We start from the raw sequence: 18,663 nt of genomic DNA on the forward strand, positions 1-18,663 counted from the left end.
GCTCGCGCCGGGCATGGGAATGGGTCGGTGAGCCATGGCCGGGTCGCAGTCCGACGCACGGCTGTCGGATGTCAGGTTCCTGACCGTCGCCGAGGTGGCGACGGTCATGCGGGTCTCCAAGATGACGGTCTACCGCCTCGTGCACAGCGGCGAGCTGACCGCGGTCCGGGTCGGTCGCTCGTTCCGGGTACCCGAGCACGCCGTGCACGAATACCTGCGGGGAGCGTTCCAGGAGACCGCCTGACGCGCCCCTCAGGCACCTCGCCGACTGCGACGAATGGGGCATCGACGGGGGCGCGTTGGTCCTGCTGACCCACTCCCGCTACCCTGGACCCCGACCGTGACCGCACCATGGTGTGCCCTGCCACCACGCAGGTCCGGTCCGTTGTCCGCAAGCGGTCACGACGCCACCCGCTGGTGTCTCCCGGTCCGCCCCGCACGTTGCATCGAAAGGCTGTCGTATGGGCTCGGTGGTCAAGAAGCGCCGCAAGCGCATGGCTAAGAAGAAGCACCGCAAGCTGCTGCGCAAGACCCGCGTCCAGCGTCGCCGTCTCGGCAAGTGACCGGGGCCGGGCTGCGGCCCGGCACTCCGCGGCACTTGCCAACTGTCGACCCTCGGAGGCTCAGGTGATCAGGCCAGGGAGACCCCGGCTCGATCCCGCCTGCCGGACAAGGCGCACGACGTGACCCCCGGTGGCACCCCAGGTGCTCCGGGGGTCGTCGTCGTGACCGGGGTCGGCCGCTACCTGGGCGCGCACGTCGCCGCCCGCCTCGCCGCCGACCCCCGGATCGACCGGGTCATCGGGGTCGACCCGGCCACCCCCAACCCCGAGTTCGCCGACCTGCTCGCCGGCGTCGAGCGGATCCGGCTCGACCTCGACTCGCTCGGCGGCCTGCTGGCCGACCTCGACGTCGACGCCCTGGTCCACCTCGCCCTGGTCACCGCGCCCGACCCGCAGCACGGCGGCCGGCCGGCGATGAAGGAACAGAACGTGATCGGCACCATGCAGCTGCTCGCCGCCTGCCAGCGCGCGCCCCGGCTGCGCAAGCTCGTGGTCCGCTCGTCCACCGCCGCGTACGGGGTGTCGTTCCGGGACCCGGCCGTCTTCACCGAGGAGACCGAGCCGCGCGAGGTGCCGCGCGGCGGCTTCGGCCGCGACATCCTCGACATCGAGGGGTACGTCCGGGGCTTCCGCCGCCGGCGCCCCGACGTGACCGCGACCGTGCTGCGGTTCGCGCCGTTCATCGGTTCCACCGCGGACACCACGCTCACCCGCTACTTCGCCCAGCCCGTGGTCCCCACCGTCTTCGGCCGGGACCCGCGCCTGCAGTTCGTCCACTTCGACGACGCCCTCGCCGTGCTGCACCGGTCGGTGGCCGAGGAGCACCCGGGGACGTACAACGTCGCCGGGCCCGGGGTGCTGTCGCTGTCGCAGGCGATCCGGCGGGCCGGGCGGGTGGCCGTACCGGTGCTGGAACCGGGCCTCGCCGGGGTGGCCGCGATCGCCCGCAGCATGGGCTTCGGCCGGTACGGGCTGGACCAGGTCGACCTCTTCGTGCACGGTCGGGTGGTGGACACCAGCAGACTCGAGCGGGAGTACGGCTTCACGCCCCGCTCGACGGCCGCCGCCTTCGACGACTTCATCCGGGCCCACCACGGTGGCGTGGTGGTGACCCGGGATCAGCTCCAGTCGGCCGAGCAACTGGTGCTGGAGAGCATCCGGCAGGTCCGGTCGGCCGTCCGGGAGCGCTCGTGAGCGCGCGCATGATCAGCACCGGTGGCGCGGCGCCGCGCGCCGCCGCGGCGGGATGCGAGGCGGCGGCGTGAGCGCGGGGGAGGAGCGCGGGGAGGCCCGCTACGACGTACCGCTGGCCGTGCCCGGTCCGGAGACGGAGCCGGCGCGGCGCAACGGACACCGGCGCGGCGCGACGCCCGCCGCCCCGCCCAGGATGGCCGCGGACCCGGCGGCCGCCGGCGGGCCGAGCGCGTCGGGGCCGGGCGCCGCCGACGAGCCGGACACCTCGGCGGACGAGCCGGCGCGGGGTACGGCGGGCGGGACCGGCCGGCACCAGCCGGCGGCCGGCGAGCCGGCCGAGTCGCCGGATCAGGCCGGCCCGGCGCAGCCGGTGGCGAACCGGCCCATGGCGAAGAAGGCCGTCGCGAAGAAAGCCGTCGCGAAGAAGGCCGTCGCGAAGAAGGCGGTCGCGAAGAAGGCCGTTGCGAAGCAGGCGGACGTGGCCGGCAACGGTGCCGGCACGGCGGACGGTGCCGGGACGCCTCCGGGGCCGGCGGTCGCGGACCGGCCGGGCGACCACTGGGACCGGAAGGTCGCCAAGGGCCTGGCGTTCCTGCGGCGGCGGTTCTCCGGCGACTACGAGGTCGACGAGTTCGGCTTCGACCCGGACCTGACCGACTCGGTCTTCCACCCGCTGGTCCGGCTGCTCTACCGGGACTGGTTCCGCACCGAGGTGAGCGGGGTGGAGAACGTCCCCACCGACGGGCCCGGCCTGGTGGTCGGCAACCACTCCGGGACGGTGGCGCTGGACGCGCTGGTGCTCGCCACCGCGCTGCACGACCGGCACCCGGCCCGCCGCTACCTGCGGCTGCTCGGCGCGGACCTGGTCTTCCGGATGCCGGTGGTCTCCGAGATCGCCCGCAAGACCGGCGGGACGGTGGCCTGCAACCCGGACGCGGAACGGCTGCTCGGCAACGGTGAGCTGGTCGGGGTCTTCCCGGAGGGCTTCAAGGGCGTCGGCAAGCTCTACTCCGACCGGTACAAGCTCCAACGGTTCGGGCGGGGCGGCTTCGTCTCGGCGGCCCTGCGCACCGGCACGCCGATCGTGCCGGTGGCGATCGTCGGCGGCGAGGAGATCTACCCGATGCTCGCCGACATCAAGCCGCTCGCCCGGCTACTCAAACTGCCGTACTTCCCGGTGACGCCGACCTTCCCCTGGCTGGGGCCGCTGGGCATGGTGCCGCTGCCGAGCAAGTGGCTGATCGAGTTCTGCCCGCCGATCCCGACCGCGCACCTGCGCGACTCGGCGGACGACCCGCTGGTCGTGTTCAACCTCGCCGACCAGGTGCGGGAGACGATCCAGCAGACGCTGCACAAGCTGCTCGAACGCCGCCCCGACCCGTTCGGCCCCTGAGGCCGGGCCCCGGTCAGTCCGGCCGGTGGCGGCGCCGGTGCAGGGCCAGGCCGGCGGTGACCGCGCCGGCGAGCAGCCCGGCGGCGGCCGTGGACGGCACGGCGATCTTCACCGCGCGGCGGCCGGTGCGGAAGTCGCGGACGTCCCAACCCCGGTCGCGGGCCTGGCGCAGCAGCGCCGGGTCGGGGTTCACCGCCACCGGGTGGCCGACGGCGGAGAGCATCGGCAGGTCGTTGGCGGAGTCGCTGTAGGCGGCGCAGCGGGACAGGTCCAGCCCTTCGACGGCGGCGAGCTGGGCGACCGCCTCGGCCTTGGCCGGCCCGTGCATCAGGTCGCCGACCAGCCGTCCGGTGTACGCCCCGTCGACCACCTCGGCGACCGTGCCGATGGCGCCGGTCAGCCCGAGGCGGGTGGCGATCACCCGGCCGATCTCCACCGGCGCGGCGCTGACCAGCCAGACCCGCTGCCCGGCGGCCAGGTGCCGCTCGGCCAGCTTGCGGGTGCCGGCCCAGATCCGTGGTGCCATCAGCTCGTCGAAGATCTCGTCCGCGAGCCGTTCCACGTCGTCCACCCGCCAGCCCTGGACGAAGGCGAGCGCCGCCTCCTTGGCCTGCGACATGTCCCCGGCGTGCTCGGTGGCGAGCAGCCGGAACTTCGCCTGCCGCCAGGCGAACCGGGCCAGGTCACCGGCGGTGAAGTAGTTGCGGGCGGCCAGACCGCGGGCGAACCAGTAGATCGAGGCGCCCTGCATCATCGTGTTGTCCACGTCGAAGAAGGCGGCGGCGGCCGGATCGGGTGTCGGGGTGACCGGCGACGCCACCGGGGTCTCCGTCCAGCCGGCGGTGTGCCCGTGGACGTCGGTGCTGACGGTCACCTTCCGGGTGCCGGTCACGGCGACCTCCCTCCCGTCGGCCCGCGTGGGGCTCCCCACCGAGCCTATCCGGCGGGGTGTGACGGCCAGGTGTCCGCGCGGCGAAGTGTGGCGACCGTCCCGCCGGCCGGGTCAGCGGTCGCCGGGGCAGGCCGGCGGGGTGGGGCCGAGCGCGTCGCTGGCCGCCGGGGCCGGCAGGCCGCAGCCGATCGCGGAGCGGAGGGCGTCGGCTCGGTTGCCGACGGCGTCGAGCAGCGCCAGCGAGCCGCGGGTGCGGTCCCGGTCGGCGTGGTCCGCCCGGTCCAGCAGCCCGCTGACCGCCCGCCGCTGCCCACTCAGGAACGCGTCGATGGCGTCCAGGCCGGCCGGGTCGGAGCGCTGGGCCGCCACGGTGGTCAGCAGGCGTACGCCCTGGCGGGTGTCGGCGTCCATGTCGTCCAGCACCGCGCTGAACCCGAGCCGGTCGTTGCGGACCGTGGCCGCCTCGTCGAGGCGGGTCCGGGCGAAGCCGAGGAAGAGCTGCCCCCGGCTGATGTCCGAGCTGGCCAGGGCGAGCTGGGCGCGTTCGGTGGACCGCTTCATGCCGTACAGGGCGTCGCCGGGCAGGGCGTTCTCGCTCGCCGCGGAGATGCCGGAGAGGGCGATCGCGCCGGCGGCCACGCCGACCAGGATCGCGCCCCGGGCCCGGGCCCGCCGGCCGGTCACCGCCGGCAGCAACGAACCGCGGATGCCGCCGGCCGCCGCCCCGGCCGCGCTCTGCGCCGGGGCGCCGATGCCCTCCCGCTCGGCGGTGGCCACCAGCATGGCACGCAGCCCGGTGCGGAACTCGCGGTCCACCTCGACGGCCGGCCGTTCGGCGGTGAGCCGCCGGCTGACCGCGACGAGCGCGGCGAGTTCCCCGTCGGCCGAGGAGCGGACGTGGTGCCGCCGGCCGCCGTTGGCCTCGTCGAGGAGCTGCGCGAAGCGCTCGGCACGCCGACGGGAGAAGAGGTTGCTGTCCACCGCAGGCACCCCCTCTCGCTGGTCACGGCCGGGCGGCCGTCGTGGTCACCAGCGACCGGTGGCAGTGTGACGGCGACGGCCGGCCGTGACGGCCGACCGAGCCCGCCGGACCGGGCGGCCCGGGGGACGCCGGGACAACCACTGGTCGCACCCGAAGAAACGGTTTGTGCCGGGTGCCGGTTACGGGGCGGAGGGTCCCGAAATCACCAAGCGTGATCGGCGCCACGGGATGCCGAGGGGTGCGCGTACCCCGCCCGGCGGGTCGCCGGACGGGTCGAGGCGGGACGGGTCAGGGCTGGAAGCCGTCGGGCAGGAGGCGGGCCAGGGCCCGGACCGCGCGGTACTGCAGGGCCTTGATGGCGCCCTCGTTCTTACCCATCGTCCGGGCCGTCTCGGCCACCGAGAAGCCCTGGAGGAAGCGGAGCACGATGCACTCCTGCTGCTCGGGGTTGAGCTGCTTGACGGCGGTGAGCAGCGCGACGTTGGTGATGTGCTCGACCACCGCCGCCTCCGGGCTGCCCTCCGGCCCCCGGTCCTCCCGGTCCGCGTCGAGCACGTCGCCGGTGGTGACCTCCAGCCGGTAGCGGCCGGACTTGAAGTGGTCGGCGACCAGGTTGCGGGCGATGGTGACCAGCCAGGCGCCGAGGTCCCGGCCCTGCCAGGTGAAGCTGCCGATCCGCTTGAGGGCCCGCAGGAAGGTGTCGGAGGTGAGGTCCTCGGCGAGCTGCCGGTTGCCGACCCGGAAGTAGACGAAGCGGAAGACCGTGTCCACGTACCGGTCGTAGATCAGGCCGAACGCCTCGGCCTCGCCGGCCTGGGCCCGCTCGACCAGCGCCCAGACCTCGGTCGCCGGGTCCGACGGGTCGGGCCGGCTCGGGTAGCCGGTGGCCGGCTCGACGGGCACCGCCGGCAGGACGGCCGTGTCGCCGGCCGGTACGGCGGGCAGCACGGCGGTCTCGGCCGCCGACGGCTCGGTCACGACCGGCGTCGCCGGGGCCGGGGTGTCACCACGGCGGCCCTGCGCCGGCATGGTCGGCCGGGACGGGGCACCGAGCCGGCCGGTGGCGGACTTCGCGTTCCCCCCGGGCACCGCCGGGCGCGGTGGCGCCTCGTTGTGGTGCGAGCGGTTGCGGCCCCGCCGGGTCCCCTCGCCCCGCACCGCCGCGAGGCTCCACAGCCCTTCGGCCGAGGTGCGCGGGGCGGGTTCGATCCGTTCGTTGACGGGGGTCCGCTGGGTCGGGCCGGTCACTCCGGTGGCGGGGCGCTCCGCGTAGCCGAACGTGGTCACCGCGCCTCCCCGATCCGGACGGTACGAGACGGCACCGGGTGCCGCGGGGTCGCGGCGGGACCGGGCACGGCCCGGTCGGGCAGGGCCGTTGCGGGGCGTGCCGACGGGCGGCAGATCCCCTTGAGGTGCGGGTCCAATGCGCTCACAGGCACGGGGGCCTCCTCGGGCTGAGGGGTGTCGACTCACGGCAAATGGGGTGAGCCGACCCGAGTGATGATAGGGCCAACGTCACCCGCGCGTGGCAAGTCCGTTACACAGGGCGGAAGTATTTCCCGCCCGGTCGCACAATTGGCGGACCCGTTGTCCGTCGGGTGCGGTTGACTTTCCGGCCGGAACCTGGTCCGGAGTGGAAAGTCCAGGTCGGAGCCAACTTCTCGCGTCGCTCGGCGTGTCGCGGCGGTCCTGCCGGGACACCGGTCCGGCGCGCCCGGAACGCGCGCCCGCCGGCTGAACCGGGGTTCGTTCCCGCGCGCGGTAATCCTGTCGACCCCGTCGCCGAGTCCCGTCGGGGGGACGCTCGGCCGTCCGCCGACCGCACCGGTGCGAGGCGCGGATCCCCCGGTCCGGAACCCGGCGAGCCGGCCCTCGTGCCACCCGTCGGCCGTGGCCGGCCGGGCCCGGCTGTGCCAGACTCAGCCATCGTGCAGGACGCAGCCGACAGCTCCGCGCCGAACCTCGCCGACCGGCTCCACCGGACGGCCGCCACCGACGGCGACCGCGCCGCGCTGCACTGGCGTGACCGGACGCTGAGCTGGTCCGAACTGGACGCGGCGGTCACCGCCACCGCCCGCGCGCTGACCCTCGCGGCCCCACCGTCCCCCCGGGACGCCCACCCGCCCCGGGTGGCCATCGCCCTCGGCAACACCCCCGACTTCGTGGTCAGCTACCTCGCGGCGCTCCGCGCCGGCCTGGTGGCGGTGCCGGTGAACCCCGGCTTCACCAGCCGGGAGCTGCGGCACGTGCTGACCGACTCGGGCGCCGCCGTGCTGGTCTGCGCCGCCGACGTCCGGGACCGGGTGCCGGTCGGCGAGCTGCCGGCGCTGGCCGCCGTGCACACCGTCCCGCCGACCACCGACGGTGCCGACGACCCCGCGGAGTTCCCCGCCCGGGCCGGCGACGACCTCGCCGTCCTGCTCTACACCTCCGGCACCGAGGGCCGGCCCAAGGGCGCGATGCTGTCGCACCGCGCCCTGGCCGCCAACCACGAGCAGGTCGGCCGGATCACCCCGCCGGTGGTCGGCCCCGACGACACCGTGCTGCTCGCCCTGCCGCTGTTCCACGCGTACGGGCTGAACTCCGGGCTCGGCGCCGTCGTGCACCACGGCGCCACCGGGGTGCTGGTCGACGAACTCGGCTCGACCGGGGCGCTCGCCGAGATCGCCCGGCACCGGGTCAGCGTGCTGGTCGGCGTACCGTCGATGTTTCTGACCTGGGCCGACGCGGACCGCGCCGGAGCGGCGGCGCTGGCCTCGGTCCGGGTCGCCGTCTGCGGCGCCGCGCCGCTGCCGCCGGCCGTCGCGGGCCGCTTCACCGAGGTCACCGGGCATCCGGTGCACGTCGGGTACGGCCTCACCGAGACCGCGCCGGTGCTCACCTCCACCCTCGTCGACGGGGAACCCCGGCCCGGCTCGATCGGCCGGCCGCTGCCCGGGGTCGAACTGCGCCTGGTCGGCGCGGACGGCGCGGACCTGTGGCGCGACGGCGTGCCGGTGGCCGAGGAGGACGCCGACGAGCTGCACCTGGCCGACGACCCGTCCGGCAGCGACCCGGGGCAGATCGTGGTCCGCGGCGACAACCTCTTCGCCGGCTACTGGCCGGACGGGCGGGACGGGCCGGACGCCGACGGCTGGTGGGCCACCGGCGACATCGCGTACGCCGACGCCGACGGCGACCTCTACCTGGTCGACCGGCTCGGCGAGCTGATCCTGGTGAACGGCTTCAACGTCTACCCGCACGAGGTGGAGCTGGTGCTCGAGGCGCATCCCGGGGTGGCCGAGTCGGCCGTCCTGGGGGTGCCGCACCCGCGGACCGGCGAGACTGTCCGGGCGTACGTGGTGCGGGCGGCCGGCTCGACCGTGACCGAGGAGGAACTGCTCGGCCACTGCGCGCGCAACCTGGCCCGGTTCAAGTGCCCGACCGCCGTCGAGTTCGTCGACCAGCTGCCCCACTCGGCGATCGGCAAGGTACGCAAGACCGAGCTCCGCCCGGCGACCGCGGTGCCGTCCCCGGCCCCGCGGACCGAGATAAGCACGGAGGTACCCGATGTCCACTGACGCCCGGCTGACCCTGATCACCCGGCCTGGCTGCCACCTCTGCGAGGACGCCCGGGCGGCACTGGACCGGGTGGTGGCGGTGACCGGCGACCGCTGGGTCGAAAAGGACGTCACCGACGACATCGAACTGGAGCGCGAGTACGGCGACCGGCTGCCGGTGGTGCTGCTGGACGGCAAGGAGCACGGCTACTGGCGGGTCGAGGAGGAGCGCCTGCTGGGGGACCTCACCACCCCACAGCTCTGAGCGGCCCCTTACAGTGCAGCGATGACCACCGCACGGCGCCACCTGGTGTGGGACTGGAACGGCACCCTTCTCGACGACCTCGACCTGGTGGTACGCGCCACCAACACGGCGTTCGCCAGCGCCGGCGGCCCGGCGGTCAGCGCCGAGGAGCACCGGCAGCGGTTCCGCCGGCCGATCGCCGACTACTACGCCGAGATGCTGGGGCGGGTGATCGACGACGCGGCGTTCGGCGAGCTGGACCGGATCTTCCACGAGGCGTACCGGGCCGGGCTGACCAGCTGCGCGCTGGCGGCCGACGCGGCCGACGCGATCGCCGCCTGGCCGGGCAGCCAGTCGCTGCTGTCGATGTGGTTCCACGACGAGCTGGTGCCCACCGTGCACACGTACGGGCTGACCCCGCACTTCGCCCGGGTGGACGGGCTGCGGGACACGGTCGGCGGCGGGCACAAGGCCGGGTGGCTGGAGAAGCACCTGGCCGAGCTGGGGCTGGCCGGCCACGACGTGGTGCTGATCGGTGACTCGCTGGACGACGCCGACGCGGCCGCCTCGGTGGGGGCCCGCTGCGTCCTCTACACCGGCGGCCTCTCCGACCCGGCCCTGCTCCGCGCCTCCAGCCACCCCACCGCCGACACCCTCACCCAGGCCGTGACCCTCGCCCACACCCTCCCCTGACCCCCGTCCCTCCCGGGCCCCGCCCGCAGGTCAGGCGCGCAGGTGGGTCAGCACGGCCAGGACGCGGCGGTGGTGGGTGGTGGCGTCGGCAGGAAGGTCGAGCTTGGTGAAGATGTTGCGGACGTGCTTCTCGACCGCGCCGTCGCTGACCACCAGGGCCCGGGCGATGGCGGTGTTCGAGCGGCCCTCGGCCATCAGCGCCAGCACCTCCCGCTCGCGCGGGGTGAGCGCGGCCAGCGGGTCGTCGCGCCGCCGGCGGACCAGCAACTGGCCGATCACCTCCGGGTCGAGCACCGTGCCGCCGGCGGCCACCCGGTTCAGCGCGTCCAGGAACTCGTCGATCGCGGCCACCCGGTCCTTGAGCAGGTAGCCGATCCCGCCCCCGCCGGCCCCGCCGGCGGTGGCCAGCAGGTCATCGGCGTACGACACCTCGACGTACTGGGAGAGCACCAGGACCGGCGTACGCGGCACCCGCCGGCGGGCCTCCACCGCCGCCCGCAGCCCCTCGTCGGTGTGCGAGGGCGGCATCCGCACGTCCACCACCGAGATGTCCGGTCGGTGCGCGACGACCGCCTCGACCAGGGCGTCCCCGTCACCGACGGCGGCCACCACCTCGTGCCCCGACTCGGTCAGCAGCCGGATCAGCCCCTCCCGGAGCAGTACGGCGTCGTCCGCGATCACCATCCGCATGGGTCCGGTGTCTACCACGTCCTGCACCCACAGCGCGTCCCGCAGTCGTTCCGGGGCGCCGTCCGGGGGCGGTGTCACCGGGGGAGTTCCGCGTGGATCCGGGTCGGGCCGCCGGCCGGGCTGTCCACCTCCAGGGTCCCGCCGACGGCGCGGACCCGGTCGGCGATGCCGGTCAGCCCGTGCCCCTTGGCCAGATGGGCGCCGCCGACCCCGTCGTCGGCCACGGTGATCTCCAGCCGGCCGACCTTGCGGGTCACCTCGACCCGGCAGGCGGCGGCCCGGCTGTGCTTGGCCACGTTGGTCAGCGCCTCGGCCACGACGAAGTACGCGGTGCTCTCCAGCGCCGGCTCGAGCCGCCCGGCGGCGGTGCCCAACTCGTCGTCGACCAGCAGCTCGGTGGGGACCAGGGCGCGGGCGGCGAGGGCGGCCAGCGCGCTGGGCAGGCCCCGGTCGACCAGGATCGGCGGCGCGATGCCCCGGGACAGGGCCCGCAGCTCGTCGAGGGTCTCCCGGGTCTGCGCGACCGCCTCGTCCAGGGTGCGCCCGGCGGCCTCCGGGTCGGCGGCGAGCTGCTGGCGGGCCCGGCTGAGGTCCATGGCGAGGCGGACCAGGCGCTGCTGCGGGCCGTCGTGGATGTCGCGCTCCAGCCGGCGCAGGGCGGACGCCTCGGCGGACACGGCGGCGCGCTTCTGGTCCTCCAGGGTGGTGATGCGCTGGCGCATCTCGGCCACCCCGGTCAGCAGCGAGCGGGCCAGGCCGCCCTGGATCCGGGCGCAGGCCCGGGCCACCAGTGGCAGGGTGAGCAGGGCGAACAACCCGATCGAGGTGTTCAGGGCGACCCGCGCCCCGGTCCCGTCGCCCATCCCGAGGAGCTGGCTCAGGTCCTGGTCGCCGGGGCCGCGCGGGATCGCCCAGTCGTACGCGCCGTAGAGGGTGCCGGTGACGGCCAGCGCCCACCAGACCAGCACCAGCACGAACGTGGGGAGCGTCACCACCAGCTTGATGAAGGCGTGCAGCAGGTCGAGCCAGGACTGCGGGTCCCGCATCGGGGTGAGGACCCGACGCCAGTAGCCGGAGCGCGGCTCGGGGGCCAGGTAGACCGGGCGGACCCGGGGCTGGCGGAGCACGGCGGGCAGTCGCAGCCGCTCCAGGTCGGCCAGCGCGCGGGCGGCGTACAGGGTGCCGGCGAGGACCGGCAGGCCGAGCGTGGTGACCAGCAGGGCGGCGGTGAGGGCGATGCCGGCGATGGCCAGCACGAACCCGACCAGCGCCAGGGGCAGGCCGAACACGACGTAGCCGGAGTCGCGCAGGAGCTGCCGGACGAGGCCCCGGGCGGGGGTGGTGGGTGCGGGCGCGGTGGCCAGCGGGACGGCGGTCATGACCCGAGGCTATGGTCCGCGACCTCGGCTCACCCATCCCGCGGGCCGCCCTTTCCGGGGTGGGGTTCTCCCTACCCCGGAGTGAGACGCGCCTCGCCGCGCCGGTGACACAGCGCCACGAGGTACGTGCGATTGGTCAGAGAAGTCGGGATTGAGCAATAATCGCCACGCGACGCCGAGGAAGCGCGGTTGTCGATCTTGTCGGAGTGGAGGTGCAGGTGGAGGCGCGTCGCCGGTCCGCAAGATCGCGATTTGTGCACCTCTTCACAAGCGCCTACTCTGTAGTCCCGACGCGCCCTGCTAGCACAGCCAGCAACATCGGTCGCCAGCGGGAGTCCCGGAACGGCCGGCCACCGTCGCTGGTCGAGGATCGCACCGCACGGAGTCTCATGAGTCAGCACCGTCACCCAGGCGCGCCCGGCCGCGCCGGTGCCGTACCGGCGCTCCCGGACCTGCCCGAGGCGACCGTGGCCCGGCTCCCGGAATACCTCCGTGCCCTGCACGCGCTCGCCGACGCCGGACACGAGACGGTCTCCAGCGAGGGCCTGGCCAACTCCGCCGGGGTCAACTCCGCCAAACTCCGCAAGGACCTCTCGCACCTCGGCTCGTACGGCACCCGCGGGGTCGGCTACGACGTCGCGCTGCTGATCGACCAGATCGAGTCGGTGCTCGGGCTCACCCAGTGCCGGGCCGTCGCACTGGTCGGCGTGGGTAACCTCGGTCACGCCCTGGCCGGCTACGACGGCTTCGCCAGCCGCGGCTTCCGGATCGCCGCGCTCTTCGACGCGGACCCGTCGCGGGTCGGCGAGGAGATCAACGGCCTGGTCGTCCGGCACGTCGACGAGCTGCCCCGGGTCGCCGTCGAGGAGTCGATCTCGATCGGCGTGATCGCCACCCCGGCGCTGGCCGCCCAGGGCGTCGCCGACCAACTCGTCGCCGTCGGCGTGACCAGCATCCTCAACTTCGCGCCGTGCGTACTCTCGGTTCCGGAGGGGGTCGACGTGCGCAAGGTCGACCTCGCGATCGAGCTGCAGATCCTGTCCTTCCACGAGCACCGCAAGGCATCGCTGACCGCGCTTCCCGCCACCGGCGGATCCGCCCTCACCGCCCTGCCCGGCGGCCTCGCGGTCACCGACAACCAGGAGGCGATCGGCACGTGAAACTGCTCGTCGTCGGCGCGTCCTACCGCACCGCCCCGGTCGCCACCCTGGAGCGGCTGGCGGTCCCGCCCGCGGACCTCACCCGCACCCTGGACCGCCTGGTCGCCCAGCCGTACGTCAGCGAGGCGGTGCTCGTCTCCACCTGCAACCGGGTGGAGGTGTACGCCGCCGTGTCCGGTTTCCACGGCGGCCTCGGCGACATCTGCGCCGTCCTGGCCGAGCACGCCGGCTGCCCGCCGGCGGCCCTGGCCAACCACCTCTACGTGCACTACGACGCCGCCGCCGTCGACCACGTCTTCCGGGTCTCCGCCGGGCTGGACTCGATGGTGGTCGGCGAAGCGCAGATCCTCGGCCAGCTCCGGGACGCCTACCACTCCGCCTCCGGCGCCGACTCCGCCGGCCGGCTGCTGCACGAGCTGATGCAGCAGGCGCTGCGGGTCGGCAAGCGGGCACACGCCGAAACCAACATCGACCGGGCCGGTCAGAGCGTGGTCACCGCCGCCCTCGACCTGGCTGCCGGGCTGCTCGACGGGGACCTGGCCGGTCGGCCCGCCATGGTCGTCGGCGCCGGCGCGATGGGCTCGCTGAGCGTGGCCACCCTCTCCCGGCTGGGCGCCGGGCCGCTCACCGTGACCAACCGGGGTGCCCAGCGAGCCGTCCGGCTGGCCGAGTCGTACGGCGCGCACGCCGTGCCGATGGCCGAGCTGGTCGACGCCCTCGCCACGGTCGACGTGGTGGTGGCCGCCACCGCCGCCACCGAGGCGGTACTCACCCTCGACGTGGTGAGCCGGGCGTCGGCCCGGCGGGACGCCGAGCGCGGCCCGCTGGTCCTGCTCGACCTGGCCGTGCCGCGCGACGTGGCGGAGGGCGTCGCCGCGCTGCCCGGCGTCGAGGTGATCGACATCGACCGGATGGCGACGATCCTCGCCGACGGCCCGGCCGCCGCCGACGCCGCCGAGGTGGCCCGGATCGTCGCCACCGAGGTCGAGGCGTTCCTCAGCTGGCTGCGCGGCGCCGACGTGGCACCCACCGTGGCCGCCCTGCGCGGGCGCGCCGAGGACGTGGTCAGCACCGAGCTGCGCCGGCTCGCCCAACGCCGCCCCGACCTCAGCGACGACCAGCGCGCCGACGTCGCCCGCACCGTGCACCGGGTGGTGCAGCGGCTGCTGCACCAGCCGACCGTCCGGGTCCGCCAACTCGCCGCCGAGCCGGGCGGCGACCAGTACGCGGCCCTGCTCCGCGAGCTGTTCGACCTCGAGGTGCCACAGACCTCCCCGGTCGACACCGTCCCCGACGTGGTGGCGTCCGACAACGACGGTCGCCCGTCGTTCGACGCCGTCGACGTCCCGCCCACCGGAGGTGCGCGATGACCGCCCCCCTGCGCCTCGGCACCCGGGGCAGCACCCTGGCGATGGCCCAGTCCGGCCAGGTGGCCGCGGCCCTCACCGAGGCCACCGGCCGCGAGGTCGAACTGGTCGAGGTGGTGACCGCCGGGGACCGCTCCACCGCCCCGGTGCACCGGCTCGGCGTCGGCGTCTTCGTCTCCGCCCTGCGCGACGCGCTGACCGCCGGCACCATCGACTTCGCCGTCCACTCGTACAAGGACCTGCCCACCGCGGCGGCCCCCGGGCTGCACATCGCCGCGGTGCCGGCCCGGCAGGACCCCCGGGACGCGCTCGTCGCGCGGGACGGCCGTACCCTCGCCGAGCTGCCGCCCGGCGCGCGGGTCGGCACCGGCGCGCTGCGCCGCATCGCCCAGCTGCACGCGCTCGGGCTGCAGCTCGAGGTCACCCCGATCCGCGGCAACATCGACACCCGGCTCGGCCGGGTGCTCGGCCCGGACGCCGACCTCGACGCCATCGTCCTGGCCCGGGCCGGGCTGGCCCGGATCGGCCGGACCGACGTGATCACCGAGACGCTCGACCCGATGCTGATGCTGCCGGCCCCCGCCCAGGGCGCGCTCGCGGTGGAGTGCCGGGTCGACGACCACGACCTGGTCGAGCTGCTCGCGATGCTCGACCACGCACCGTCCCGCGCCGCGGTCGTCGCGGAGCGGGCCCTGCTGGCCACCCTGGAGGCCGGGTGCAGCGCGCCCGTCGCCGCCTACGGCGAACTCGCCGAGGGGGAGGCCGGTGAAGAGATCTACCTGCGCGGGGCGGTGATCAGCCCGGACGGTACCCGTGACCTCCGGCTGTCCCGCACCGGAACGCCCGCCGACGCGGCGGAGATCGGCAAGGCGCTCGCCGCCGAACTCCTCGAACTCGGCGCCGACTCGATCCTCGGCCAAGAAGGACACGCCGGCCCGGGGACCCAGCAATTTGGGAGCACAGAATGACCCGCACCCGTAAGCCCGTAGGCCGGATCGCGTTCGTCGGGGCCGGACCCGGCGACCCGGGCCTGCTGACCCGCCGGGCGCTGGACGCCCTGGTCGACGCCGACCACGTGGTCTACGACCGGGGAGTCCCCGAGTCGCTGCTCGAGCACGTCCGCGGCCAGGCCCGGTCCGACGCCGAGTTCAGCCCGGCCGAGGGCGTACCGGGGGACGTGGCGAAGGTGCTGATCTCCGCGGCCCGCGCCGGGCAGAACGCGGTGCACCTGGTCGCCGGGGACCCGTTCGGCCACGACTCGGTGGTCAAGGAGGTGCAGGCGGTCGCGCGTACCGCCGCCCACTTCGAGGTGGTGCCGGGCATCGGCCAGGCCGAGGGGGTGGCCACCTACGCGGGCGTGCCGCTGCCGGGCGTACGGACCGCGGCCGACGTCGAGGACGTCACCACGCTGGACTTCGACGCGCTGGCCGCCGCCGTCAACCGGGGCTCGTTGGCGCTGGCCGTGGACGCCGGCGACCTGGCCGCCGTCCGGGACGGGCTGCTGGCCGCCGGGGTGGACGGCACCACCGGTGTCGGGGTGACCGGCGACGGCACCGGCGAGACCCAGTACACCACCACGTCGACCGTGGACTCCTTCGTCGCGGCGGCGCTCGGCTTCACCGGCCGGGTGGTGCTCACCGTCGGCGAGGGCGTCGGCCACCGGGACAAGCTGAGCTGGTGGGAGAACCGCCCGCTGTACGGCTGGAAGGTGCTGGTCCCCCGGACCAAGGAGCAGGCCGGCGTGATGAGCGCGCGGCTGCGGGCGTACGGGGCGATCCCGTGCGAGGTGCCGACCATCGCGGTCGAGCCGCCGCGCACCCCGGCCCAGATGGAGCGGGCGGTCAAGGGCCTGGTCGACGGCCGGTACGCCTGGGTGATCTTCACCTCGGTGAACGCGGTCCGGGCGGTCTGGGAGAAGTTCGCCGAGCACGGCCTCGACGCCCGCCACTTCGGCGGCGTCAAGATCGCCTGTATCGGCGAGGCGACCGCCGACGCGGTCCGCGCCTTCGGCATCCAGCCGGAGCTGGTGCCCTCCGGCGAGCAGTCCTCGGAGGGCCTGCTGGCCGAGTTCTCGCCGCACGACGAGATCCTCGACCCGGTCGGCCGGGTGCTGCTGCCGCGCGCCGACATCGCCACCGAGACCCTCGCCGCCGGGCTCACCGAGCGCGGCTGGGAGGTCGACGACGTGACCGCGTACCGGACCGTCCGGGCCGCGCCGCCGCCGGCCGAGATCCGCGACGCGATCAAGTCCGGCGGGTTCGACGCGGTGCTCTTCACCTCGTCCTCCACGGTCCGGAACCTGGTCGGCATCGCCGGGAAGCCGCACGCGCGTACCGTTGTTGCGGTCATTGGGCCCAAGACGGCGGAGACCGCGACGGAGTTCGGCCTGCGGGTGGACGTCCAGCCGGCGCACGCCTCGGTGCCCGACCTGGTGGAGGCGCTCGCCGCCTACGCCGTCGAACTGCGCGAGAAGCTGGCCGCCATGCCGGCCAAGCAGCGCCGCGGTTCGAAGGTGCAGGGGCCGACCGCCCTGAGGTTCCGCTGACAGGAGGCTCCTCATGCCGTACCCCGAGATCCGGCCCCGCCGGCTGCGTCGCAACGCCGCCGTGCGGCGGCTGGTCTCCGAGACCCGCGTCGACCCGGCCGAGTTGGTCGTGCCGATGTTCGTCAAGGAAGGGCTGACCGAGCCGCGCGCCGTGGCGTCGCTCCCGGGGGTGCTCCAGCACTCCCGGGACTCGCTGCGCAAGGCCGCCGTCGAGGCGGTCCAGGCCGGCGTGGGCGGCATCATGCTCTTCGGGGTGCCGGCAGCGCGGGACGAGACCGGCTCCGGGGGCATCGACCCGGCCGGCATCCTCAACGTCGCCATCCGGGACGTGATCTCCGAGGTCGGTGACTCGACGGTGGTGATGAGCGACCTCTGCCTGGACGAGTTCACCTCGCACGGGCACTGCGGCCTGCTCACTCCCGACGGCGGAGTGGACAACGACGCCACCCTGGCCGCGTACGCCGAGATGGCGGTCGCCCAGGCCGACGCCGGGGTCCACGTGGTCGGGCCGTCCGGGATGATGGACGGCCAGGTCGGCGTGGTGCGGCAGGCCCTGGACGCCGCCGGCCATCAGGACGTCTCGGTGCTCGCGTACGCCGTGAAGTACGCGTCCGCCTTCTACGGCCCGTTCCGGGACGCGGTGGAGTCGGCGCTGGAGGGTGACCGGCGCACCTACCAACAGGACCCGGCGAACCTGCGGGAGTCGCTGCGCGAGGTCGAGCTGGACGTGGCCGAGGGCGCCGACATGGTGATGGTCAAGCCGGCGCTGCCCTACCTCGACGTAGTGTCGGCGGTCCGGGCCGCCGTGGACGTCCCGGTCGCCGCCTACCAGGTCTCCGGCGAGTACGCGATGGTCGAGGCCGCCGCCGCGAACGGCTGGATCGACCGGGAGCGGACGATGCTGGAGACGCTCACCTCGATCCGCCGGGCGGGCGCGCAGATCATCCTCACCTACTGGGCGGTCGAGGCGGCCCAGCTGCTCCGCGCCCGCTACTGACCGCCGCGAGGCCAGCTCCCGCCGCCTCGACCCCCTCGTCCGGTCGCCCGGCACCGGCCTGACCCACCCCGACCGGCGCCAGCTTGTCGAGGGCCACCCGCGCTGGCCTGATCCGGGGCGACCGGCGCTGACCTGATTCGGGGCGACCCGCGCTGGCCTGATTCGGGGCGACCGGCCGCCGGTCGGCTCGCCGCCGCTGACGGCCCGGTCCCGGCCGCCGTGCCGATCCCGTGGCTTGAGCCGCCCTGCCCGTCGTGGCTACCCTGCCCGCCGCGGTGGCCCTGGTCGCCATGCCAGTCCCGCTGGTCATCGCCATGCCAGTCCCGCTGGTCACGGCAGTCCGGGAAGCGATGCGCACGACGCGCCGCCGGCGCGTGAGTGCCACCGGGCAGGGTCTCACGTCCTCGAACGGTGCGCCTCTGCCGTCGTCCAGTTGTCGCGCCGCCGGTCCGGCCGGGGCCGAGGAAAGCGCCGTTGAGCTGACAGGGCGACGCGAACGCACCTCAACGATGCCGCCCGCTCCAACAGCCGCCGCCAGGTAGGTCTCGCGACGTCGGTGGGCCCTGCGATGGCGCCTCGCCTACCTCGCCTGCGATACCGCCCCACCATCACTCCCTGTAGCGAACCTGAGCCCGCAGGCCACCCTCCTTCGCTGCCTTTGCTCTGCAGCCATTCACGCATCGGTGGACGCTCAGTTACTGCTGCGTCGGTGGCTGCAGAGCAAAGGCGGGAAGAGGTGGGTCGGATGCCGTCTGCGCACGGGATGGATTGCCCGGTTTAAGGCATTGATGTAGCGGCGCGGAAGGCCGGGGAGCCGCGCGCTGTAACGCTGCGTCATCATCACGGTAGGTGATCGGCATCGCTTCGCTCGGGCGCAGTTGCTCGTCGGATTTCCACAGGAGACCCGGGGTTGTCCACAGCTTGGCAGTGCGGGGTTGTGTCGGTGGGGCCGGGGCGGGAGCGTGGCGGGGTGACCGAAGTCGCCACTCCTGCACCGTGGCCAGGCGGGCCGCTGGAGCCGCCGG

17 protein-coding genes are annotated in these 18,663 nt (G+C 74.6%); 12 read left to right on the plus strand and 5 right to left on the minus strand.

Translation table 11 applies throughout. The features are described from left to right. The first annotated feature begins 34 nt into the window (after positions 1 to 34). The 4 genes from AB0I11_RS23085 to AB0I11_RS23100 all read left to right on the plus strand — a co-directional run bounded on the left by AB0I11_RS23085 (position 35) and on the right by AB0I11_RS23100 (position 3,150). Positions 35 to 244 carry a helix-turn-helix domain-containing protein gene (locus AB0I11_RS23085; RefSeq protein WP_046564428.1) on the plus strand — a complete coding sequence of 70 codons (210 nt, stop codon included), beginning with the start codon at positions 35 to 37 and terminating at the stop codon, positions 242 to 244. Positions 245 to 461: 217 nt separating this feature from the next. Next, complete coding sequence (locus tag AB0I11_RS23090) at positions 462 to 563, plus strand: AURKAIP1/COX24 domain-containing protein (protein WP_007465623.1); 102 nt, start codon at positions 462 to 464, stop codon at positions 561 to 563. A 120-nt stretch (positions 564 to 683) separates the two neighbouring features. Then, on the plus strand, positions 684 to 1,757 hold the full coding sequence (locus AB0I11_RS23095; RefSeq protein ID WP_357324045.1) for an NAD-dependent epimerase/dehydratase family protein: 1,074 nt from the start codon (positions 684 to 686) through the stop codon (positions 1,755 to 1,757). 478 nt (positions 1,758 to 2,235) lie between these two features. Next, positions 2,236 to 3,150: a lysophospholipid acyltransferase family protein gene (locus AB0I11_RS23100; protein WP_357324229.1), complete on the plus strand. Its 915-nt coding sequence runs from the start codon at positions 2,236 to 2,238 to the stop codon at positions 3,148 to 3,150. A gap of 13 nt (positions 3,151 to 3,163) precedes the next feature. Here the strand turns inward: AB0I11_RS23100 and AB0I11_RS23105 are convergent, their stop codons facing one another. The 3 genes from AB0I11_RS23105 to AB0I11_RS23115 form a co-directional block, all read right to left on the minus strand. Further along, entirely contained in the window at positions 3,164 to 4,042 is an 879-nt protein-coding gene (locus tag AB0I11_RS23105) for an HAD-IB family hydrolase (protein ID WP_357324048.1), read from the minus strand. A gap of 111 nt (positions 4,043 to 4,153) precedes the next feature. Next, entirely contained in the window at positions 4,154 to 5,023 is an 870-nt protein-coding gene (locus tag AB0I11_RS23110) for a DUF5667 domain-containing protein (RefSeq protein WP_357324051.1), read from the minus strand. 289 nt (positions 5,024 to 5,312) lie between these two features. Continuing rightward, the gene (locus AB0I11_RS23115; RefSeq protein WP_357324054.1) at positions 5,313 to 6,311 is read right to left on the minus strand and encodes an ECF subfamily RNA polymerase sigma factor, BldN family; all 999 of its coding nucleotides are present in this window, start codon (positions 6,309 to 6,311) and stop codon (positions 5,313 to 5,315) included. 641 nt (positions 6,312 to 6,952) lie between these two features. Here AB0I11_RS23115 and AB0I11_RS23120 point away from each other — a divergent pair. From AB0I11_RS23120 to AB0I11_RS23130, 3 genes are read left to right on the plus strand one after another with little or no spacing between them, the layout of a single operon-like run. Then, a complete protein-coding gene (locus AB0I11_RS23120; protein ID WP_357324057.1) occupies positions 6,953 to 8,584 on the plus strand; it encodes an AMP-binding protein in 1,632 nt (543 codons plus the stop codon). Next, positions 8,574 to 8,828: a glutaredoxin family protein gene (locus AB0I11_RS23125; protein WP_357324060.1), complete on the plus strand. Its 255-nt coding sequence runs from the start codon at positions 8,574 to 8,576 to the stop codon at positions 8,826 to 8,828. Before AB0I11_RS23120 ends, AB0I11_RS23125 begins: the two co-directional genes overlap by 11 nt. A gap of 21 nt (positions 8,829 to 8,849) precedes the next feature. After that, positions 8,850 to 9,500 carry an HAD hydrolase-like protein gene (locus AB0I11_RS23130; protein ID WP_357324063.1) on the plus strand — a complete coding sequence of 217 codons (651 nt, stop codon included), beginning with the start codon at positions 8,850 to 8,852 and terminating at the stop codon, positions 9,498 to 9,500. A gap of 30 nt (positions 9,501 to 9,530) precedes the next feature. Here AB0I11_RS23130 and AB0I11_RS23135 read toward each other — a convergent pair whose 3' ends face one another. Both AB0I11_RS23135 and AB0I11_RS23140 read right to left on the minus strand, forming a co-directional pair. Beyond that, on the minus strand, positions 9,531 to 10,190 hold the full coding sequence (locus AB0I11_RS23135; protein WP_357324232.1) for a response regulator transcription factor: 660 nt from the start codon (positions 10,188 to 10,190) through the stop codon (positions 9,531 to 9,533). Between the two features lie 74 nt (positions 10,191 to 10,264). Further along, on the minus strand, positions 10,265 to 11,569 hold the full coding sequence (locus AB0I11_RS23140; RefSeq protein ID WP_357324066.1) for a sensor histidine kinase: 1,305 nt from the start codon (positions 11,567 to 11,569) through the stop codon (positions 10,265 to 10,267). Between the two features lie 389 nt (positions 11,570 to 11,958). Between AB0I11_RS23140 and AB0I11_RS23145 the strand changes: the two genes are divergently transcribed. Genes AB0I11_RS23145 through hemB form a run of 5 tightly spaced genes read left to right on the plus strand, consistent with a single transcriptional unit; the run spans position 11,959 to position 17,638 of the window. Then, on the plus strand, positions 11,959 to 12,729 hold the full coding sequence (locus AB0I11_RS23145; RefSeq protein WP_357324069.1) for a redox-sensing transcriptional repressor Rex: 771 nt from the start codon (positions 11,959 to 11,961) through the stop codon (positions 12,727 to 12,729). Next, positions 12,726 to 14,099, plus strand: a complete 1,374-nt coding sequence (locus AB0I11_RS23150) for a glutamyl-tRNA reductase (protein ID WP_357324072.1) — start codon at positions 12,726 to 12,728, stop codon at positions 14,097 to 14,099. Before AB0I11_RS23145 ends, AB0I11_RS23150 begins: the two co-directional genes overlap by 4 nt. After that, positions 14,096 to 15,064, plus strand: coding sequence for a hydroxymethylbilane synthase (hemC, locus tag AB0I11_RS23155; protein ID WP_357324075.1), 969 nt, complete (start codon positions 14,096 to 14,098; stop codon positions 15,062 to 15,064). The genes AB0I11_RS23150 and hemC overlap by 4 nt, the downstream gene beginning before the upstream one ends. After that, complete coding sequence (locus tag AB0I11_RS23160) at positions 15,061 to 16,641, plus strand: uroporphyrinogen-III synthase (protein ID WP_357324078.1); 1,581 nt, start codon at positions 15,061 to 15,063, stop codon at positions 16,639 to 16,641. Before hemC ends, AB0I11_RS23160 begins: the two co-directional genes overlap by 4 nt. Positions 16,642 to 16,654: 13 nt before the next feature. After that, the gene (hemB, locus tag AB0I11_RS23165) at positions 16,655 to 17,638 is read left to right on the plus strand and encodes a porphobilinogen synthase (protein ID WP_357324081.1); all 984 of its coding nucleotides are present in this window, start codon (positions 16,655 to 16,657) and stop codon (positions 17,636 to 17,638) included. Positions 17,639 to 18,663: the final 1,025 nt, after the last annotated feature.

Source organism: Micromonospora sp. NPDC050495, from assembly GCF_040655175.1.
GTDB lineage: Bacteria > Actinomycetota > Actinomycetes > Mycobacteriales > Micromonosporaceae > Micromonospora.